The organism is Shewanella sp. HN-41 (genome assembly GCF_000217915.1).
In the GTDB taxonomy this organism is placed as follows: domain Bacteria; phylum Pseudomonadota; class Gammaproteobacteria; order Enterobacterales; family Shewanellaceae; genus Shewanella.
Genome location: NZ_AFOZ01000013.1, coordinates 85,339 through 102,062, shown reverse-complemented (window position 1 = coordinate 102,062; position 16,724 = coordinate 85,339). Strand labels below are relative to the sequence as shown.

At 46.3% G+C, this 16,724-nt stretch carries 13 protein-coding genes; 4 read left to right on the top strand and 9 right to left on the bottom strand.

Going from position 1 to position 16,724, the window contains the following annotated elements:
* Nucleotides 1-412: 412 nt before the first annotated feature.
* Nucleotides 413-2,977, bottom strand: a complete 2,565-nt coding sequence (locus tag SOHN41_RS02065; protein ID WP_007645001.1) for an acylase — start codon at nucleotides 2,975-2,977, stop codon at nucleotides 413-415.
* Nucleotides 2,978-3,234: 257 nt separating this feature from the next.
* Between SOHN41_RS02065 and yjjX the strand changes: the two genes are divergently transcribed.
* The 3 genes from yjjX to SOHN41_RS02050 all read left to right on the top strand — a co-directional run bounded on the left by yjjX (nucleotide 3,235) and on the right by SOHN41_RS02050 (nucleotide 7,533).
* The gene (yjjX, locus tag SOHN41_RS02060; protein ID WP_007644999.1) at nucleotides 3,235-3,789 is read left to right on the top strand and encodes an inosine/xanthosine triphosphatase; all 555 of its coding nucleotides are present in this window, start codon (nucleotides 3,235-3,237) and stop codon (nucleotides 3,787-3,789) included.
* 111 nt (nucleotides 3,790-3,900) lie between these two features.
* Nucleotides 3,901-4,863 carry a bifunctional helix-turn-helix transcriptional regulator/GNAT family N-acetyltransferase gene (locus tag SOHN41_RS19710; RefSeq protein ID WP_007644997.1) on the top strand — a complete coding sequence of 321 codons (963 nt, stop codon included), beginning with the start codon at nucleotides 3,901-3,903 and terminating at the stop codon, nucleotides 4,861-4,863.
* A 213-nt stretch (nucleotides 4,864-5,076) separates the two neighbouring features.
* The gene (locus tag SOHN41_RS02050) at nucleotides 5,077-7,533 is read left to right on the top strand and encodes an ankyrin repeat domain-containing protein (RefSeq protein ID WP_007644996.1); all 2,457 of its coding nucleotides are present in this window, start codon (nucleotides 5,077-5,079) and stop codon (nucleotides 7,531-7,533) included.
* A 167-nt stretch (nucleotides 7,534-7,700) separates the two neighbouring features.
* Here the strand turns inward: SOHN41_RS02050 and SOHN41_RS02045 are convergent, their stop codons facing one another.
* Nucleotides 7,701-8,891: a serine hydrolase domain-containing protein gene (locus SOHN41_RS02045; protein WP_007644995.1), complete on the bottom strand. Its 1,191-nt coding sequence runs from the start codon at nucleotides 8,889-8,891 to the stop codon at nucleotides 7,701-7,703.
* 118 nt (nucleotides 8,892-9,009) lie between these two features.
* Complete coding sequence (locus tag SOHN41_RS02040; protein WP_007644994.1) at nucleotides 9,010-9,327, bottom strand: hypothetical protein; 318 nt, start codon at nucleotides 9,325-9,327, stop codon at nucleotides 9,010-9,012.
* A 300-nt stretch (nucleotides 9,328-9,627) separates the two neighbouring features.
* Between SOHN41_RS02040 and SOHN41_RS02035 the strand changes: the two genes are divergently transcribed.
* Nucleotides 9,628-10,026 (top strand): hypothetical protein, encoded by a 399-nt coding sequence (locus tag SOHN41_RS02035; protein ID WP_037457855.1) that lies wholly within the window; start codon nucleotides 9,628-9,630, stop codon nucleotides 10,024-10,026.
* Between the two features lie 713 nt (nucleotides 10,027-10,739).
* On the opposite strand, the gene nqrF is transcribed toward SOHN41_RS02035, so the two are convergent.
* The 6 genes from nqrF to SOHN41_RS02005 are packed head-to-tail and all read right to left on the bottom strand — an operon-like array spanning nucleotide 10,740 to nucleotide 16,630.
* Entirely contained in the window at nucleotides 10,740-11,957 is a 1,218-nt protein-coding gene (gene nqrF, locus SOHN41_RS02030; RefSeq protein ID WP_007644992.1) for an NADH:ubiquinone reductase (Na(+)-transporting) subunit F, read from the bottom strand.
* Nucleotides 11,958-12,008: 51 nt separating this feature from the next.
* A complete protein-coding gene (nqrE, locus tag SOHN41_RS02025) occupies nucleotides 12,009-12,617 on the bottom strand; it encodes an NADH:ubiquinone reductase (Na(+)-transporting) subunit E (RefSeq protein WP_007644991.1) in 609 nt (202 codons plus the stop codon).
* A gap of 9 nt (nucleotides 12,618-12,626) precedes the next feature.
* Complete coding sequence (locus tag SOHN41_RS02020) at nucleotides 12,627-13,247, bottom strand: NADH:ubiquinone reductase (Na(+)-transporting) subunit D (protein WP_007644989.1); 621 nt, start codon at nucleotides 13,245-13,247, stop codon at nucleotides 12,627-12,629.
* A complete protein-coding gene (locus SOHN41_RS02015; protein WP_007644987.1) occupies nucleotides 13,244-14,038 on the bottom strand; it encodes a Na(+)-translocating NADH-quinone reductase subunit C in 795 nt (264 codons plus the stop codon). The genes SOHN41_RS02020 and SOHN41_RS02015 overlap by 4 nt, the downstream gene beginning before the upstream one ends.
* On the bottom strand, nucleotides 14,028-15,260 hold the full coding sequence (locus tag SOHN41_RS02010; protein WP_007644985.1) for an NADH:ubiquinone reductase (Na(+)-transporting) subunit B: 1,233 nt from the start codon (nucleotides 15,258-15,260) through the stop codon (nucleotides 14,028-14,030). Before SOHN41_RS02010 ends, SOHN41_RS02015 begins: the two co-directional genes overlap by 11 nt.
* The gene (locus SOHN41_RS02005) at nucleotides 15,260-16,630 is read right to left on the bottom strand and encodes a Na(+)-translocating NADH-quinone reductase subunit A (protein ID WP_007644983.1); all 1,371 of its coding nucleotides are present in this window, start codon (nucleotides 16,628-16,630) and stop codon (nucleotides 15,260-15,262) included. The genes SOHN41_RS02010 and SOHN41_RS02005 overlap by 1 nt, the downstream gene beginning before the upstream one ends.
* Between the last annotated feature and the right edge of the window lie 94 nt (nucleotides 16,631-16,724).

The following is a 16,724-nucleotide window of genomic DNA, read 5'->3' as shown; positions in this document are numbered from 1 at the left end:
TAAAAAATTCGCGGTAAGGATAACCAAAAAGCGCCCCTAAAAGTTGATCTGACACCATTTTAAGTAAGAGAATTTCAAGTTAAGCCAGTATTGGGATCTAGATCTATGATTACACGTAATAAATTTTCAAAACGACATCAAATAGATCACATAAAAGCACCAAGAAAAACAATAAATTCACTATGGACCCTAGGTTGTGACATCCATATCCGTCGATAAAAACGCCGAAACGGATTGAGATCGCAAAAACTTAAAAATCGGTCACTCATCCGCAAATGCCAACAAAATATTGAAGGAGATCACCCGAACAATTGTTAAATTTTCACAATTTGCTACATTGCAGGACGCCAAAATCCCCATAAAAAAGGCCCATTTTTCATGGGCCCTTTGTCTGGCTATGCTGAATCGTCGACTAAGGTTTTTGTAGACTTAACTCGGTCGTTGACACTACGGCTGGCGCTATGTCGGCCTCCTTAAATAACAGAGGACGGAAGCTCTTCGCATCTGAATATAAGAGGCTTTGATCGGTAAACTCTGGCGTCAGAATATTGCTCGACTCGGAATAAGTTAAAATCCCCCTCGCCACTGGACCATCATCGGTAAAACTCACCGCCATCATCCAACTCGAACCATAGCGGATCTGATACCCCTTAGCCGTCAAACCAGAGTTCATCGTCTTACCTGTCACCACATCCATCATTGGGGCATATTTATGCTGCGGGATCAGAGTGTCATCGCCGGATAAGCTGGTGGAAAACACATTGAACCCACCTTCGGCATTATGACTTCCCGGCCAAGGTAAACGAGCACCACTTGGTGTGCCATTAGGCAGGGATTTTTCCACAAACTGCACTTCACCTAGGGGCGCATCTAAGGCAAAGCCTGCGGCCTCCAAATTCAGTGCGCCGTGGGCTAAGGCGACTAACGCGCTGCCATCTGTCGTCAAGGTTTTAGGTGTAGTCGCAGCATTGGCAGCATCGAACCCTTGGGTCAGCATAGTCGCTTGGCTAAATTGATGGGCAAACTCACGCAGCAAGGCGCCGCCTTTGCTGTCGTTATCTTGCTTACCATTCCACGCCTTTAATGCCGCACAAGCTGAGGTGATATCCTTAGATAAACCCGCCGACACCACCACAGGCGTACTACCCTGTGCATCACACTGGGCGATAAGCTCCGGTAATACCAGTTCTGCCAAATAGCTACGGTTTGATAATACCGCGGCTTCCAACTCTTCCAGACTGAACTTGCCATCGGAGCCCGCAGCATCCTGCATTAAGGTTAAGCCCATACGGGTACGCAGTGATAACTGACCAGCCTCAGGGCCATACATGGGTGAGAAGTAAGTCAATGGTTCATTCAGGTTAGTCGACCAGAAGGAATCATTGGAGTTTTGCACAAAGTCAGCCCGTTCAAGTTTTGGCGCTCGCTCGTAGGGTGTGGGACCATTAAAGCTAAATAGCGAATTATTGCCAGGAAGAATGGTAAATCCAGCCTGCGCCTTAGCCGCCTTAATCTCGGGTGAAGTCTTCAACACTACGACCGCCGATTCCGATAGCCCAGGCACGGTTGAGTCGTCGATATAAAAGGCATTACCCTCTTTATCGGCGTACATAGTGTTATTGAAAATAACCCCGTCATAGTCCTTAAATGCCTGTTGGAACTCGGTTTTATTCGTCGCCATATTCATGGCTAACCAATGATCCACAGGATCCATAGTCCCCATATTGGCATCTTGGAGCATAAAGGCACTGCCATCATCCCAACCAAAAGGCGCGAGGGATGGCGGCGCTTCCACCATAGGGCCTTTAGCCGTGGTATAAATATCCTTCTCTGCCACTAAGATCCCCGCAGGGCCAGCGTTAACCAGAACGGATACCGTTTCTTTGGTGATTGGCATTGGCTGACCATCGAACAGATACTGCATGCGATCGCCCGAGACTAGCTCTAGGTTATACATCACAAAATGTTCGGCGGTTGAGAAGGTATGTGTCCAAGCTAAGTCTTTGTTAAAACCTATATTAATCGGTCCTGGCATCCCCACAAGTGAGCCACCCATCATATCTAAATGTCCAGGGATGGTGATATGGGACTGCCAAAAACGCAGGTTACCCGTATGCGGAAAATGAGGGTTACCCAGCACCATGCCTTTACCGTTTTCGGTCTTATCCTTACCTAAACCCCAACCGTTTGAACCAAGATCACGGGGATTGGTATCCGGCGTGCTAATACGAGCGGCGCGAGCCAGTAATTTAGACTGCATATCCGTGACAAAGGCAGTTTGCTCTTGGCTTGGAGCAGGTCCGACGATACGCGGCATATATTCCTGCGCATCCCCAGGGTTAGCGTAGAAAATTAAATCGAGGAAGTTAGCCGCACCGGGTAATAAAGCAATAGAAAACAGATAGGTAACAACATCCTCTGGCACAATGGGTTTCACCCAAGGCTGACCGTTACAGAAAGGTTCTGCCGTTTGCTTACCCGCTTCAACATCGCTCAGGTATTGGTTATAGCCAGCGGCAAAACCTTGGATCAACGCCCGGGAGTTTTCACTAAACTGTGGCCACTTAGCCTCGGCTTGCTCCCTGATCTTCAATGCCTTATAGGCAAAGTCAGAGATTAAGTTACCATTATCCTCGGCGGTGGGTTGCCCAGTCGTGAAATCAATCGATGCGTGGGGACCAAAGTACAGAGAGCGTTGTGAGTTGGCCTTAATAAAACCATCGGCCAAGACACACAGGTTATCCTGCGCCTGCGCATAGCCACTACCAAACCCTAAACTTTCTAAGTTATCGGCTTGAATGTGTGGCACACCATAGGTGGTTCGGCGAATGTTGGCTTTAAGCAGGCCATTGGGAGCAAATGTTTGCAGTTTATTTTCAGGTTCAGTCGGGGCAGAGCTATCTTCGCTATTATTACAACCTGCGAGTATGACCCCGCAGGCGATCCCCATAGCGATCACGAGTTTGTTGAATTTCATTATTATTATCTCTTGGTTTGGTCCCTTCAATAACATATAGCCTTACTGCCCATCCCACCCAATTTACTGAAGGAGCAATAATCATATGTCGCTTCCTGATGCCCGGCTATGGCTACTTGCTCCCCATGCATTCGCTTTTTTACTGAGCCAAGGCGATGAATATGGCAAAATAGAAAACCCAGAGACGAGACACCTCAGACCATTTAAACAATGATTCAAACGAGCGTCTACATTAAAACCGGAAATAAACAACTTATATGCAACAAAATATTATCAAGATTGTTGTGGGCTCTAAAAACCCTGTCAAAATCAATGCTGCAGCCAAAGCGATGGCACAGCTGTTCCCCGATAGCACAATAGCCGCCAGCGGTATGGATGCCCCCTCCAATGTCGCCGCCCAACCTATGACAGATCTCGACACACGACAAGGTGCCATCAACCGCGTGCATTACTGCCAACAATACGACCGTGAACAAAATAGGGAGGCAGACTACTATTTTGCGATGGAGGGTGGCGTCGATTGCTTCGATTTTGGTCCCGCCACTTTCGCCTATATTGCCATAGGCCATAAAGAGCAACTGGCCATTGGTCGCAGCGCAATTTTGCCTCTGCCAATGCAGGTTTATCGTGCATTAGAAGCGGGGGAAGAACTCGGGCATGTGATGGATAGGTTGTTCAATACCGTCAATATCAAGCAAAAAGGCGGTGCTATAGGTTTGCTCACCCACGGCCATGCGACCCGTGAAAGTAATTACACTCAGGCGATTATTCTTGCCATGGCGCCACTATTAAATCCCGATATTTACCGATAATTTTTGTTAATCACATGTTGCAAACACAATTAAAGCCCACTAAATTAGTTGTGACTTACAACCAAGTCCATTCAAGCCAAACACACACTATGTGTACACTCTGGTTTCACTATGGCGCTACTGACAACAGATTTACCCGAAATGATGACACAAACAGCTTGCTCTTCAAGCCAACTTAGGCAGCTATCCCGTTCAATGGTAAGACATTTAGGTGTGTTAAATTCCGCCTGTGGTGATTTACCCCTATCACCAGTGCAAGCCCATGCTCTGTTTGAAATTGGCCGTCAACCGCTGACGATTAAAGAACTCGCCTATAAACTCAGCATAGATAAATCCAATGCCAGCCGAGCGATTAGCCACTTGGTCGAAAAAAAGCTTGCCCAGAGTCAAATTCATCCTAGGGATAACCGCTGTTTGGTTGTACAGCTCACGCCCGCCGGAAAAAAATTATTAGCTAAGTTAGATACCCAGCAAAATCAGCTATTTCAAGAGATCCTAGCCCAACTCACTCAGGCACAAACCCAGCAAATAGAGCAAGCACTTATGTTATATAACCAAGCGATCAATAATGCCAAACATCAAAGTGGCTGCCTTATCCGCCAAGCCAGAGCCCAAGATGATGCCGCCATTGCCCAAGTGATCCGCGCCGTCTCGGCCGAATACGGCTTAACCGCAGATAAAGGTTATAGCGTGGCGGATCCGACACTAGACTGTCTCAGCCAAATTTACTCACAAACGGGTGCCAATTATTGGGTGATAGAAGTGGAGGGACGCGTCCTTGGCGGCGCAGGTATTGCCCCTCTGGCAAATAACGACGGCGTGTGTGAACTGCAAAAGATGTACTTTATGCCAGAAATCCGCGGTAAGGGACTCGCTAAACGTGTCGCACTGATGGCACTGGATTTTGCCCGTGAAGCGGGTTACCAACGTTGTTATTTAGAAACCACTGCCGTGCTAAATGAAGCGATAAAACTCTATGAAAAATTAGGTTTTATCCACCTTTCGGCGCCACTGGGTAACACGGGACACGATGCCTGCGAAATCCCCATGTTATTGAACCTTAAGCCTGCATAAATCTAAACCTATAACTCACAGTGCCAAACCCATATCGCTATTTATGGGTTTTTTGCTGCTTTTTATCAATAGAATGTGACCTTATAATCAGTCTTAAAGCATAGTTTTTCTGTCACTAAATGCATTAAAATATAGAAAATTTCACTTTATCAAGATTAATTAATTGAAAAGTGATTGATACTATTTTGTTAATAGCATTAAATAGGGAACATTATGCTAAATTGGATTTTTAGTGATAGTAAACTCACACTGCGCGATATTTGTTTAGACTCGGCACTTTCAACATCCAAGAAAATACAAAAAATTGAGAAATATCTCGCTAACGGTGGGGATCTCAATTTTATTGACCCTAATATTTCCCCCTGTAATGTCTTAGTCCCGCTCTCCCGCAGCCCAGAGTCGGATTTAGCACTTATCCAATATCTACTCGACAAAGGCGCGCAGATTGAATGCAATGGTTTCAGTGCCTTACATTCTGCTATCGAATATAACAATCCTGAACTAGTTAAGCTTTACCTTGCATCCGGTGCCAATCTTTACTACCAAAATCAATACAATCATTGCTGGCTGAACTATTTATTTCATCCTAATCCACAGTATATCTATCAGGATCAGCAACGTAGAAACATGCTGGATTGTTTATTTGAAGGTAATTTAGATATCAACAAATCGGTGAGTTTTTGGACTAATGGAGAGCTAAATCATCCGCTAGAAATATTAATCGATGAGCGAAATAAAGATCTGTTTCTGTATATCATTAATAAAAAAATTCCACTGGATATTGGTGAATTAAGCCTGATTGAAAATATTATTGCTTCGAGCGATTTTTGGGGAATTGAAGCCTTTTCGCCTTTAGTAAAACGCTTTCCTCACTTTAAAAAGTCCCGTTATATTATGGCGAACGACAGTAGCTTTTGGGATGACGCGAATCTATTAGAACTGTGCGTTTACGCCAAAGCACAAGAATACACTGAATACCTGTTAGACAATTATCCACAGCTAAAGGCCGACTCCCACGCTAAAAGTTTGGTCTATGCGGCATTGACCTCAGAATTTGACCTTGGGATTATCGAAAAGCTGCTTAAGGTCACCGTCGATATTAATCGCATCTATAGGATGACACCGCCTGACGCCGACCATTCCCCCTTGCTCAACCAATATCTTGATCTCGCCAAATTTACCGATGTGAATAAACGGCGTTATATCTATCAAGCCCTTGAACTCTTGCTTAAATATGGGGCTAATCCAAATGCCGAATTTGTGAATACGGGTAAACCCTATGAAATGTTAGTCTGGTCGAACTTGCGACTGCTGGTTTATCCTATGATCGAAAACAAAACCTTTCTGCCAGAGTTTCTCGATCTCTTCCTGCAATATGGCATGGATATCAATAAAAAATTTGGTGCTGTGGATGAGCCAAGCTTACTGACCCTCTGCCAGCGCGGTTCGGGTAAAGAAGACCAAGCAACGCTTATCCAAGTGATGGAATATCTGCTCACCAAGGGACTCGATTTAAACCTCACCAATATCTACAACACTAACTATGTGTCTGCGGCAGCTATCTCCTGTCGAACCCAAGTACTCGAATGGCTTATTAACCAAGGCGGGGATATTTTTACCCATTGCGGCCACGATAACTCGCCCATTCTACACAAGGCGATTTCAACCTACTGGTGGGATCAAATCACAGGTCCCATGCGCCGCCAAACCGTGGAACTATTACTGCGCCACGGAGCTAAAATTGAAGAGTTTTCGGTCGATGAACAATTTACGCCACTCATGTGCGCCAGTTACTACGGCGCGCAGTCCTGCGTAGAAGCCCTACTCGAACATGGTGCAAACCCTAATGCCATCAACGCCGAAGACACCACCCCAGCCCTTTGCGCCGTGATGGGCGGCAGTTCAATCGAGTTTCCTCGCTTTGAATCCACAGCGGTGCGGATCTTAAGACTATTGCAACAATATGGCGCCGACTTAACAACTGAGAACTGCCGCGGCAATAGCCCGCTGGTCGCAGCTATAGAGCAGGAATATAAGGAGATTTTCGAAGCGCTGCTGCAAATAGCCTCCTACAGTGAAACTCAGCTTGAGCGAGCACTCGAAGTAGCGGAGCCAGAAAGCTATTTCAGCCGTCGCCTGCTGCAGCATATTAATGGCGAGACAATACAACAGCCGACTCAAGTTCAGGCCCAGACGGAGACTAAGCCTATATCAAATATGCAGACAACCGAGACTGCAGATGATAATGCTCCTGCAGACCAACCAGATATAGCACCTAGAAAAGCCAAATTAGAGGTCAGTAATGCGGCCTCAGATAAAAACCAAATTCCAACTATTTTCGAACTCAAAACCAAAGTGCAGAGTTTTTTTAAATTTATCGCAAAGGATCCCGATATCACTGTCGCCCAATTTAAAGGCATAGAAGAACAGCTAGATCTGCTGATTGAAAAACTGAATGATTTTAGTTTTTTCCGCAATCAGGCCACCAAAGCGGAGTTTGAAGAAAGCGTGCAGGAATATATCGATGAAACCGTCGAAGAAATTAACAAGATTATCGAGGATGATTATCCTGCGCTAACCGAAGCCTTAGTCGATTCCGTTTGGACTATTTTGCAGTACTTTAGGGTCGATATCGAGATTGAAACCGCACTCAGAAAACGCTTTTGGTAGCGGTTAGTACCTTTATTGCCAACGAGAACCACGAATAAAGCCCCAGCTTTGGGGCTTTATTCGTGGTTAACTCTAACAAAAAGTGACGTTTCGGATACTGGCACAGGTAGACTTAGCGGCCTATCAGCCAACATGATCGCGAAAGCTAAGGTTTAAACATCAGAGGCTTAAACATTAGACGCTTTAGCAAGCAGTAACTGGCTACGGATTATTTGGCGTATCTGATTATGCAGTTCAAATACTCGATCGCGATCATTTAGGTTTAGCGATAGATTTTCCAGCATCACCAAATCCAAATTAAACTCGGGATAATGCAACGTCATCGACATATAACCCGAGACATAGCCCGTATGGCTATATTCGACTAAGCCATTATCCTTATTGATCCTTATCCCATAACCGTAACGCATATTCGGCCACAAAAATGGCAGCTCGATATACGCAGTGGTCATCCGCCGATAACTCTCAGGGCTTAACAAGTTGCCAGCATGTAATTGTTGCTGAAAGGCGATATAAGTGGCCGCAGAGGCAATTAATCCCCCTGCGGGCAATAGCGCTTCATCAATCACCAGCTCAGAAGGCGCAATCAGTTCGCTTTCCTGCAATCCCACCGCAAAGCTAGGTACTTTGGCATGAATCGCCTCAATACTGCCAAGCTCAGCACTCATGCCATTAAGCTGATATCGCGTAGCAAACTGCGCCACTTGCTCGGCAAAGGATTGATGATTGACCTTCTCAAGCACTTGCCCAAGCAGCGAATAACCAAAGTTGGAGTATTCAAATTGGCTTCCGGGTTCGAATCGATTGGCCTTACCCAGTTTATCGACACCCGATGTATGCGTCAGCAGTTGGTGCAAAGTAATCCGCTCATCATAACGACTGGGATTCAAAGCGCCCGTATTGGTGTTCAGTTCAGTGGCTTTAAGTGCCTTGTGTTCCCCTTCAAGCTCACCAAAAAGGTAATGATTTAGCGATTGATTTAAGTCGAGTTTCCCCGCATCGAGTGCCTGTAATACTAAGGTTGCAGTAATTTGTTTAGAGAGCGACGCCATCACAAAGCGCGACTCATGATTAATTCCTTCGCCCTTTTGCAATTCAAGCAGTGGTTTACCCTCTTCAAGCAGAATAACGCTGCCACTAAATGGCTGCGGCGAATCCTTTATCGCGGCTTGAATTAAGGTCTCAATCTCCGCCGCCTTTGAGACAGAAGATGCGGTTTGGCTTTCAACGGTAATAGCGTTACTGCCTTGCCCGATCTGCTCTTGTTCAGCACCCATCTCAAATAACAGGCCAAAACTATTAGCACTTGGGAATAATAACAAACCCGTTAACAGGGTACTGATGACACTCAAACGCATAGGTTATCCTTAACGTAATTGGCCAATGGCCAGAGTTGAAAGCGGCCAGCTTATCACAGGCACACCTTAAGTGTTGCTTGAGGTTTTGAGTGCCACTTAGGAAGCAATTGATAATTCGTTATAAAACCACGACTGTAATAATTACCGCACCCAACATATATAAAACAGCGGAGAGTGATATCGATTTTAGCGGGCTAAACTCTTCAACTTCCAAGGTCTGTATCTCTTCAATTTTGACTTCTTTTCCCTCTCCCTCAATCAGCTGCTCCGTCACTCTTTCGACTTTAAATTCCATCTGTTCACCCGATATGGTGGTGACTTTGACCTTTTCGCCGATATAGCTAGGCGCCGATTGAGCGTCTAATTTAACCTCATTGAGTGAAGAACATGCACTAAGGGAGAAACAGATAAGTGATGCTATAGCTAACCTTTTCAAACAAGCCTCCTATCCTACAAACAGTTGCATCCATGATAAGTTATACCTTTAGGCATAAGCACTTAGGTATAGTAACTCAGCCTATAGAGTTTCGCCCATAAGTTAAAGAAACCTAGGCCAAATCCACTTAAGTTAAATTCTTTGACTGAGGTTCAAGTAATGTGGATAGCCACTTTTGCCCCTATCTTTAAAGCGTCACAAATCATGATTGGCTTGAGAGGAAGCCCAAAGCAGATTATGTTGTTGATTTAAAATGGCTGGCGAAGGTATCAATTTGAATATCTGTTCTAAGGAGAGAGCATGTTTTTTACATTACTATTGATTACATTTGCACTATCTATAACCGTTTCATTTCTGGTTGTTTCGATTTTCAAAAAACCATTGGGAGAAATATTTTCTCGAATAATTCAAGATTCAATCAGTGCCGCGTGGCAAAAATATATCATTTTTGCCACATATGTTGTGGGTATTTCTGGTGGGGTTAGGATTTATGATTTAGAGCGCTACATTACCGCTCGACATAAAGATGTAGAGATTCTACAGCTAACACTAGAACGTTGGACTATTGAGATCTATCGGACAATTATTGAAACTTTGCAAAGTATCGCATGGATGTACCTTATCGTATTCATATTTGCCCTTATCGCATATGTCATTGTTAGAGGCTTTGAACATAAAAACGCTAACAAGCAAGAGTAATATTTAAAAACATAGCCACCCATTGTTAAACTGTCCTGACGTTCAATTTTGCATAAATTTTCTTATTTATAATACACTTAGAGCAATATGGTATTACCATAAAAGTGATTGTTCGCGGCAATTCTATTGTCTATTGGACCTAAAGATTGCATCGATGCTCAACAGGAGAGCCATGGTGATGGGCGAGCCGACCGTCCGCCCCATGGCCGCTTTTTGGCATCCATGCCATCGCGGCATTTGTGAATCCTTTCACATCAGATGGGGCGGCCTTGCATCCTCGGATGGACTTGAACAACATCCGTGTTTAACTGCCAGTTCGCCATCCATGGCTCTCGTTCATAAGCTCAGAAATCTAGGTTTCTATTCACCGTGTCGGTGAGTCAATGCCATGGCGCACCTGTATGAGTGAAAATCAGCGAACGCAAAGTGCCTAATAACTGAAGTTATAGGTTACTCAGCTGTACTAGCACTACACAATTTTCCAATACTCTTTTATCCAAAAGCGACTTGCGTTTGATTTAAGACTTCCCCCTAATTACTCAAAGTACGCCAAAACCCAAAAAACAAAACTCGCGTTAAGTTGCCTTAACGCGAGTTTTTAGTTTCAAGCTTTAACCGTTCGTTGAAACTCTGATTAAGCTCTGGTTTAACCGCAGCTTTAATCTTAAGCCTTAACCTAAGCGTTAACTTAAGTGCTAGCTTAAGTTTAAGTGCTAATCACCAAAGTCATCGAGCAGGATATTTTCAGGCTCGACCCCAAGGCTTTCGAGCATACGGATCACCGAGGAGTTCATGATCGGTGGGCCACACATATAGAACTCACAATCCTCTGGTGCCTTATGATTTTTAAGATAATTCTCATAGAGCACATTATGGATAAAGCCAGTGTAACCGGTCCAGTTATCCTCTAGTAACGGCTCCGACAGCGCCACATGCCAGACGAAGTTGTCATTCTCGGCCGCTAAGGTATCGAAGTCTTCTTGGTAGAACACCTCACGGGTCGAACGAGCACCGTACCAGAAGCTCATCTTACGCTTAGTTTTCTTGCTCTTTAGCTGATCGAAAATATGCGAGCGCATAGGTGCCATACCCGCACCGCCGCCAATAAATACCATTTCCGCATCTGTCTCCTTCACAAAGAACTCACCAAATGGGCCAGAAATGGTCACCTTATCCCCAGCCTTCAGGTTAAAGATGTAAGAAGACATCTTACCCGGTGGCACATTGGCCGAAGGTGGCGTGGCGATCCGCACGTTGAGCATGATGCGGCCCTTTTCATCGGGATAGTTCGCCATAGAATAGGCACGCAACACATCTTCATTCACGGTCGAAACCAGATCGAACAGGCCGTATTTTTCCCAATCGCCACGGTACTTAGCCGGAATATCAAAGTCAGCGTATTTAACCACATGGGCTGGCGCTTCAATTTGAATATAACCCCCAGCTTTAAAGTGAACATCTTCGCCTTCGGGGAGCTTCAATAATAACTCTTTGATAAAGGTGGCCTTGTTATCGTTTGAGATCACCTCACATTGCCACTTCTTCACCCCAAAGATTTCTTCGTCTAGCTCAAGCTCCATATCGGTTTTCACCGCCACTTGACAGGCGAGACGACAGCCTTCTTTGGCTTCTTTCTTGGTGATATGCCCAAGTTCCGTCGGCAAAATATCACCGCCGCCCGATTTGACTTTGACTCGACACTGGCCGCAAGTACCGCCACCGCCACAGGCCGAGGGAATAAAAATACTCTGGCTCGCCAGCGCGCCGAGCAATTTGTCGCCAGCGGCGACTTTAATGCTTTTCTCGGCATCATGGTTAATGCCGATAGTCACTTCACCGCTGGTGACTAATTTCTTTTTGGCGATAAGGATCACTACCACCAATAGACAGACCACGAGTGTGAACATGCCTATGCCAATTGCCATTTCCATTCGATAACCCTTTTTCTAAACAGAATGCGGTTTCACTTTCTCAAGCACTCGTTACAGCGAGATCCCCGAGAAAGACATAAAGCCCAGCGCCATCAAGCCCGTTGTGATAAAGGTGATACCAATACCTTGTAGGCCTTCGGGAATCGCGTTGAATTTCATTCTTTCGCGCAAGCCCGCCAACAGCACGATGGCCACCGCCCAGCCAAGACCAGAGCCCATAGCGAATACCGCCGATTCCGCAAAGTTATAATCACGGTTCGCCATAAAGATCACCCCCGCAAAAATCGCGCAGTTCACTGTGAGCAAAGGTAAAAAGATCCCAAGGGAGTCATACAGGCTTGGAATATATTTATCCAAAAACATCTCAAGGATTTGCACTAAAGCCGCGATCACGCCAATAAAAGTAATCAACTGCAGGTAACTTAAATCGATGCTAGCTAAGCCCGCCCAAGATAAAGCGCCAGGCGCGAGAACCTTCACATAGATCAGCTGATTTAGCGGTACGGCTAAGGTCATCACCACCACTACGGCCACACCTAAGCCAAAGGCGGTGGACACCTTTTTAGACACGGCTAAAAAGGTGCACATGCCGAGGAAGAACGACAGCGCCATGTTGTCGATAAAAGTGGCCTGCAAAAATAGATTTATATAGTGTTCCATATCTGCTCCTTAACCCCGTTTACGCTGGATCACATTGATGGTCCAGATCAGCACGCCAATCAGGAAGAAAGCACTCGGCGGTAATTTGAACATCTCGTTCGGTAGGTACCAGCCACCGTTTTCAATGGTGGTAAATACGCTATGGCCAAACAGGTTACCTGTGCCTAAGAGTTCACGCACAAAGGCCACACTGATCAAAATCAGGCCATATCCCGTCGCATTACCCACGGCATCAACAACCGCTAAGTGCGGCGGATACTTCATCGCAAAGGCTTCGGCGCGGCCCATAATGATACAGTTAGTGATAATTAACCCAACAAATACAGAAAGTTGCTTAGATAACTCATAGGCCACATCCTGTAATACCATATCGACGATAATCACCAAGGAGGCAATGACCGTCATCTGGGCAATAATCCGCACACTGTTAGGGATAAAGTTGCGAATGGCGGAGATGATGAGGTTGGAGAACACCAGCACAAAGGTCACCGCCAGTGTCATCACCACGGCGGTTTGCATTGAGTTACTGACCGCCAGTGCCGAACAGACCCCTAGCACTTGCATCGCGACGGGGTTATTGGCAAACACAGGCCCCGTTAGCATGTCACGCATGGATAAAGTGTTGCTCATTTTGCACCTCCCAACTCACCCTGCACTGTCGGCGCTTTTAACTGGTTGAAAAAGGTTTGAAAGCCTTCAACGCCAAACCAAAACTCCATTGCCCGCTGTACGCCACGACCTGTCATGGTCGCGCCACTCACAGCATCGACACCGTGAATATCCCCTTCTTTAGCGCCACCCTTGACGAGACGCATAGCAAACTGGCCTTTCTCATCAAATAGTTGCTTACCCTTCCACAGGGATAACCATTGAGGATCTGTCACAAAGTCACCAATACCTGGGGTTTCACCGTGTTCGTACACGACCAGTCCCTTGATGGTATTAAAGTCGGGTTCGACGGCGACATAACCATAGATCATCGACCAGAGCCCTTTACCGTAGAAGGGCACGACCACACTAGCTAACTTGCCGTCGGCATCTAAAACTTTAAATACGCGGGCATCGTTGGCACGGGTTTTAATTTTTGCGATATCCTTTTTCGGGGCGCTTGAGGTTCCAGGGTTAATCGCCGCCATACGCTCATCGAAATCGAGCACATTGGCATCTGAGTCCACTTTGCCCGTGTCGAGATTAATCAGTAGTGGCTTAACGGATTTAGCAAAAACTTCTCTAAACTCATTACCTTGGCCTAAGTTCACATCGGCCGCCATCAACACATAACGCTGCAGTTCATCACGTTTTTTCGCTAATTTGCGTTCTTTCAATACGCCCGCGGTGCCGGTGATCATAAAGGAGCACAAAAGGCAGAGCGTAATGGTGAAGATCATGGTCCCCACCACAGTATCTTTCTTAAATACCATGACGTTTTAATCTCCGTTTGATGTTGGCACGGGCCACCAGATAATCGAACAACGGTGCCCACAGGTTGGCGAACAGAATGGCTAACATCACGCCCTCAGGCATTTTGGGGTTCGCCACACGGATAAGCACAGTCATAAAACCAATCAGAGCGCCATAGGCAAATTTGCCGGGGCGGGTATAGGAGGTGGTCACGGGATCGGTCGCCATAAACATCATCGCTAATGCAAAACCACCGGTGACTAAATGCCATGTCCAGGGCATCGCCATCATTTGGTTAGTGCTTGAACCGATAAAATTACATAAAGTGGCAGTGGCTATCATGCCTAGCATAACACCCACAACAATGCGCCAGTCGGCTAGGCGGGTCAGGATCAGCAGCAAACCACCCAGTAATACCGCCAACGTGCTGGTTTCACCAATTGCACCCACGGTAAAACCAAAGAAATTATTCCACCAATTAGGATCGCTAAAGGCGCTATACCAAGCGTAATCGGCAAACTCAAGCTTGCCCGCCGCCGCTTGTGCCAACGCCGTTGCCCCGGAAAATCCATCAACCGCCACGAGTTGTTTAACGGTAGCGACTTCGGATGGATAGGCAAAATAGATAAAGGCAAGGCCCGCCAACGCAGGATTGAGGAAGTTATATCCCATGCCACCAAACAGCTCTTTGGCCACGACGACCCCAAAACTGATGCCCATTGCCACCAGCCAAAGTGACGTTGAAACGGGCAAGATTAAGGTAAACAGCAGTGCGGTAACGAAGAAGCCTTCGTGCAATTCTTGACCACGTACCCGCGCAAACACGACCTCCCAAAATAAACTGGTGAGCAATGCTGTGAGGTAAATCGGCAAATAAAAACTTAAGCCATAGAGACATAAACCAATCATGCCTGTCTGTTCCGTTAAACCACCGCTTAACGCATTAAACAGAGTAAGTTTCCAAGTGTCCGGTGTCGTTAAACCACTGACTAGGGCGATTTGAGCCTGTAAGCCTAAGTTATATAAACCAAATAAAATAGCAGGCAATAAACACAGGCCGACCAGCGTCATGGTACGTTTTACGTCAATGGCGTCACGTACATGCACTTTCCCCTTAGTGCTACGGCCACTGGCGATCACCAATGAGCGTACAAAACCCTTCATGGATTTGCCCGTAGCGTAGTACTCTTCTTGTAAATCAGTGGCCTGCTGTAAATCAGGTTTTTTTGGTTGTGTCGTCATTAACCTTCCCTCTCAATAACATCTAGACAGGCACGTAACTCTTTACCGAAGTCATATTTGCCGGGACACACAAAGGTGCACAGTGCCAGATCTTCTTCATCTAGCTCCAATGCACCTAAGGCCTGCGCCTCATCGGTATCACGCACGACTAAATCTCGAACTAACAAGGTGGGTAAAATATCCAGTGGCATCACCCTATCTAGCTGACCAAAGGCCATCATGGCTCGCGGTGAGCCACCTTGGTGGGTGGTAAATTCAAAGGAAGTTGTTAAGCCAAAGAGCCGTGAAGTCACAGTACGAGTAATGGAGAATTTATCCGAACCACCCCGTACCCAAGGTAATACATGGTGCTCAGCGTCTTCGGCGAGTACCGATACCTGATTGTGGAAGCGACCTAAAAAGTCATGCACGCCCTTGGCGGTGTGGCCCGATAACACAGAGCCGGATACCACCCGGTTATGGCCGGGTTTGATTTCATCCATCACGAGCGTAGTTAACTGGGCGCCAAGCTGAGTCCGCAGTAAACGGGGATTGAGCACACTTGGGCCACCCAAGGCGACGATACGGTCGGTATATAACTCACCGGTTTGGAATAACTTGCCATAGGCAATCACATCCTGATAACCGATATGCCAAACCTGACGTTCAATACTGACTGGCAAAGTGAAATGAATATGGGTACCGACTAATCCCGCAGGATGTACGCCCGTAAAACGGCGTATAACAACTTGGGGCGACAATTCTCCCACTATCGCGGCACCTTTATCTTGGCAGAGGTAAACCTTGCCTTCGGTCAAGCGAGTCAACACTTGTAACCCAAGCTTAAAGGCATCGGCTTGTTCGGCAATGATCAGCCGTGGATCTGCGGACAATGGATTGGTATCCATTGCCGTCACAAAAATTGCCGCGGGTTGCGTATCAAGCTCAGGTACCCTTGAGAATGGGCGAGTACGAAGAGCCGTCCACAAACCGCTGTTCACCAATTGTGCTTGTACCACATCCGCAGAAAGCGCCTGCACATCGCTGTGGATATCAAAACGGATTTGCTCATCGTCATCTAGGCCATCACAGCGGATCACCACAGATTGCAGCACGCGGCGTTCACCGCGGTTGATCGCCACAATCTCGCCGCTGGCGGGAGCCGTAAATAACACACCCTTGGTCTTTTTATCCTCAAACAAAGGTTGGCCTTTTTTGACCTTATCCCCCACTTCAACCAACATAGTCGGTTTTAAGCCAACATACTCCTCACCGAGCAGTGCCACTTGGGATGGCCTGTTACCGGGTTCGATGATCTGCCGAGGCTCACCCGCTATAGGCAAGTTGAGGCCTTTCTTGATCGTGACAATTTGGTTTGAAAAATCTGCCATAACAAATATCAACCATGAAAATTTTTAGATAAATTTAGGGTAGAGGTTTGTTAACAGATATTCCGATATTGGCGTCACATTCCACTGCAAATTC

What these genes read in the sequence shown, in the direction of transcription:
- SOHN41_RS02065 (WP_007645001.1), bottom strand. Translation starts at nt 2,977, where the DNA reads ATGAAATTCAACAAACTCGTGATCGCTATGGGGATCGCCTGCGGGGTC.
- yjjX (WP_007644999.1), top strand. Translation starts at nt 3,235, where the DNA reads ATGCAACAAAATATTATCAAGATTGTTGTGGGCTCTAAAAACCCTGTC.
- SOHN41_RS19710 (WP_007644997.1), top strand. Translation starts at nt 3,901, where the DNA reads ATGGCGCTACTGACAACAGATTTACCCGAAATGATGACACAAACAGCT.
- SOHN41_RS02050 (WP_007644996.1), top strand. Translation starts at nt 5,077, where the DNA reads ATGCTAAATTGGATTTTTAGTGATAGTAAACTCACACTGCGCGATATT.
- SOHN41_RS02045 (WP_007644995.1), bottom strand. Translation starts at nt 8,891, where the DNA reads ATGCGTTTGAGTGTCATCAGTACCCTGTTAACGGGTTTGTTATTATTC.
- SOHN41_RS02035 (WP_037457855.1), top strand. Translation starts at nt 9,628, where the DNA reads ATGTTTTTTACATTACTATTGATTACATTTGCACTATCTATAACCGTT.
- nqrF (WP_007644992.1), bottom strand. Translation starts at nt 11,957, where the DNA reads ATGGAAATGGCAATTGGCATAGGCATGTTCACACTCGTGGTCTGTCTA.
- nqrE (WP_007644991.1), bottom strand. Translation starts at nt 12,617, where the DNA reads ATGGAACACTATATAAATCTATTTTTGCAGGCCACTTTTATCGACAAC.
- SOHN41_RS02020 (WP_007644989.1), bottom strand. Translation starts at nt 13,247, where the DNA reads ATGAGCAACACTTTATCCATGCGTGACATGCTAACGGGGCCTGTGTTT.
- SOHN41_RS02015 (WP_007644987.1), bottom strand. Translation starts at nt 14,038, where the DNA reads ATGGTATTTAAGAAAGATACTGTGGTGGGGACCATGATCTTCACCATT.
- SOHN41_RS02010 (WP_007644985.1), bottom strand. Translation starts at nt 15,260, where the DNA reads ATGACGACACAACCAAAAAAACCTGATTTACAGCAGGCCACTGATTTA.
- SOHN41_RS02005 (WP_007644983.1), bottom strand. Translation starts at nt 16,630, where the DNA reads ATGGCAGATTTTTCAAACCAAATTGTCACGATCAAGAAAGGCCTCAAC.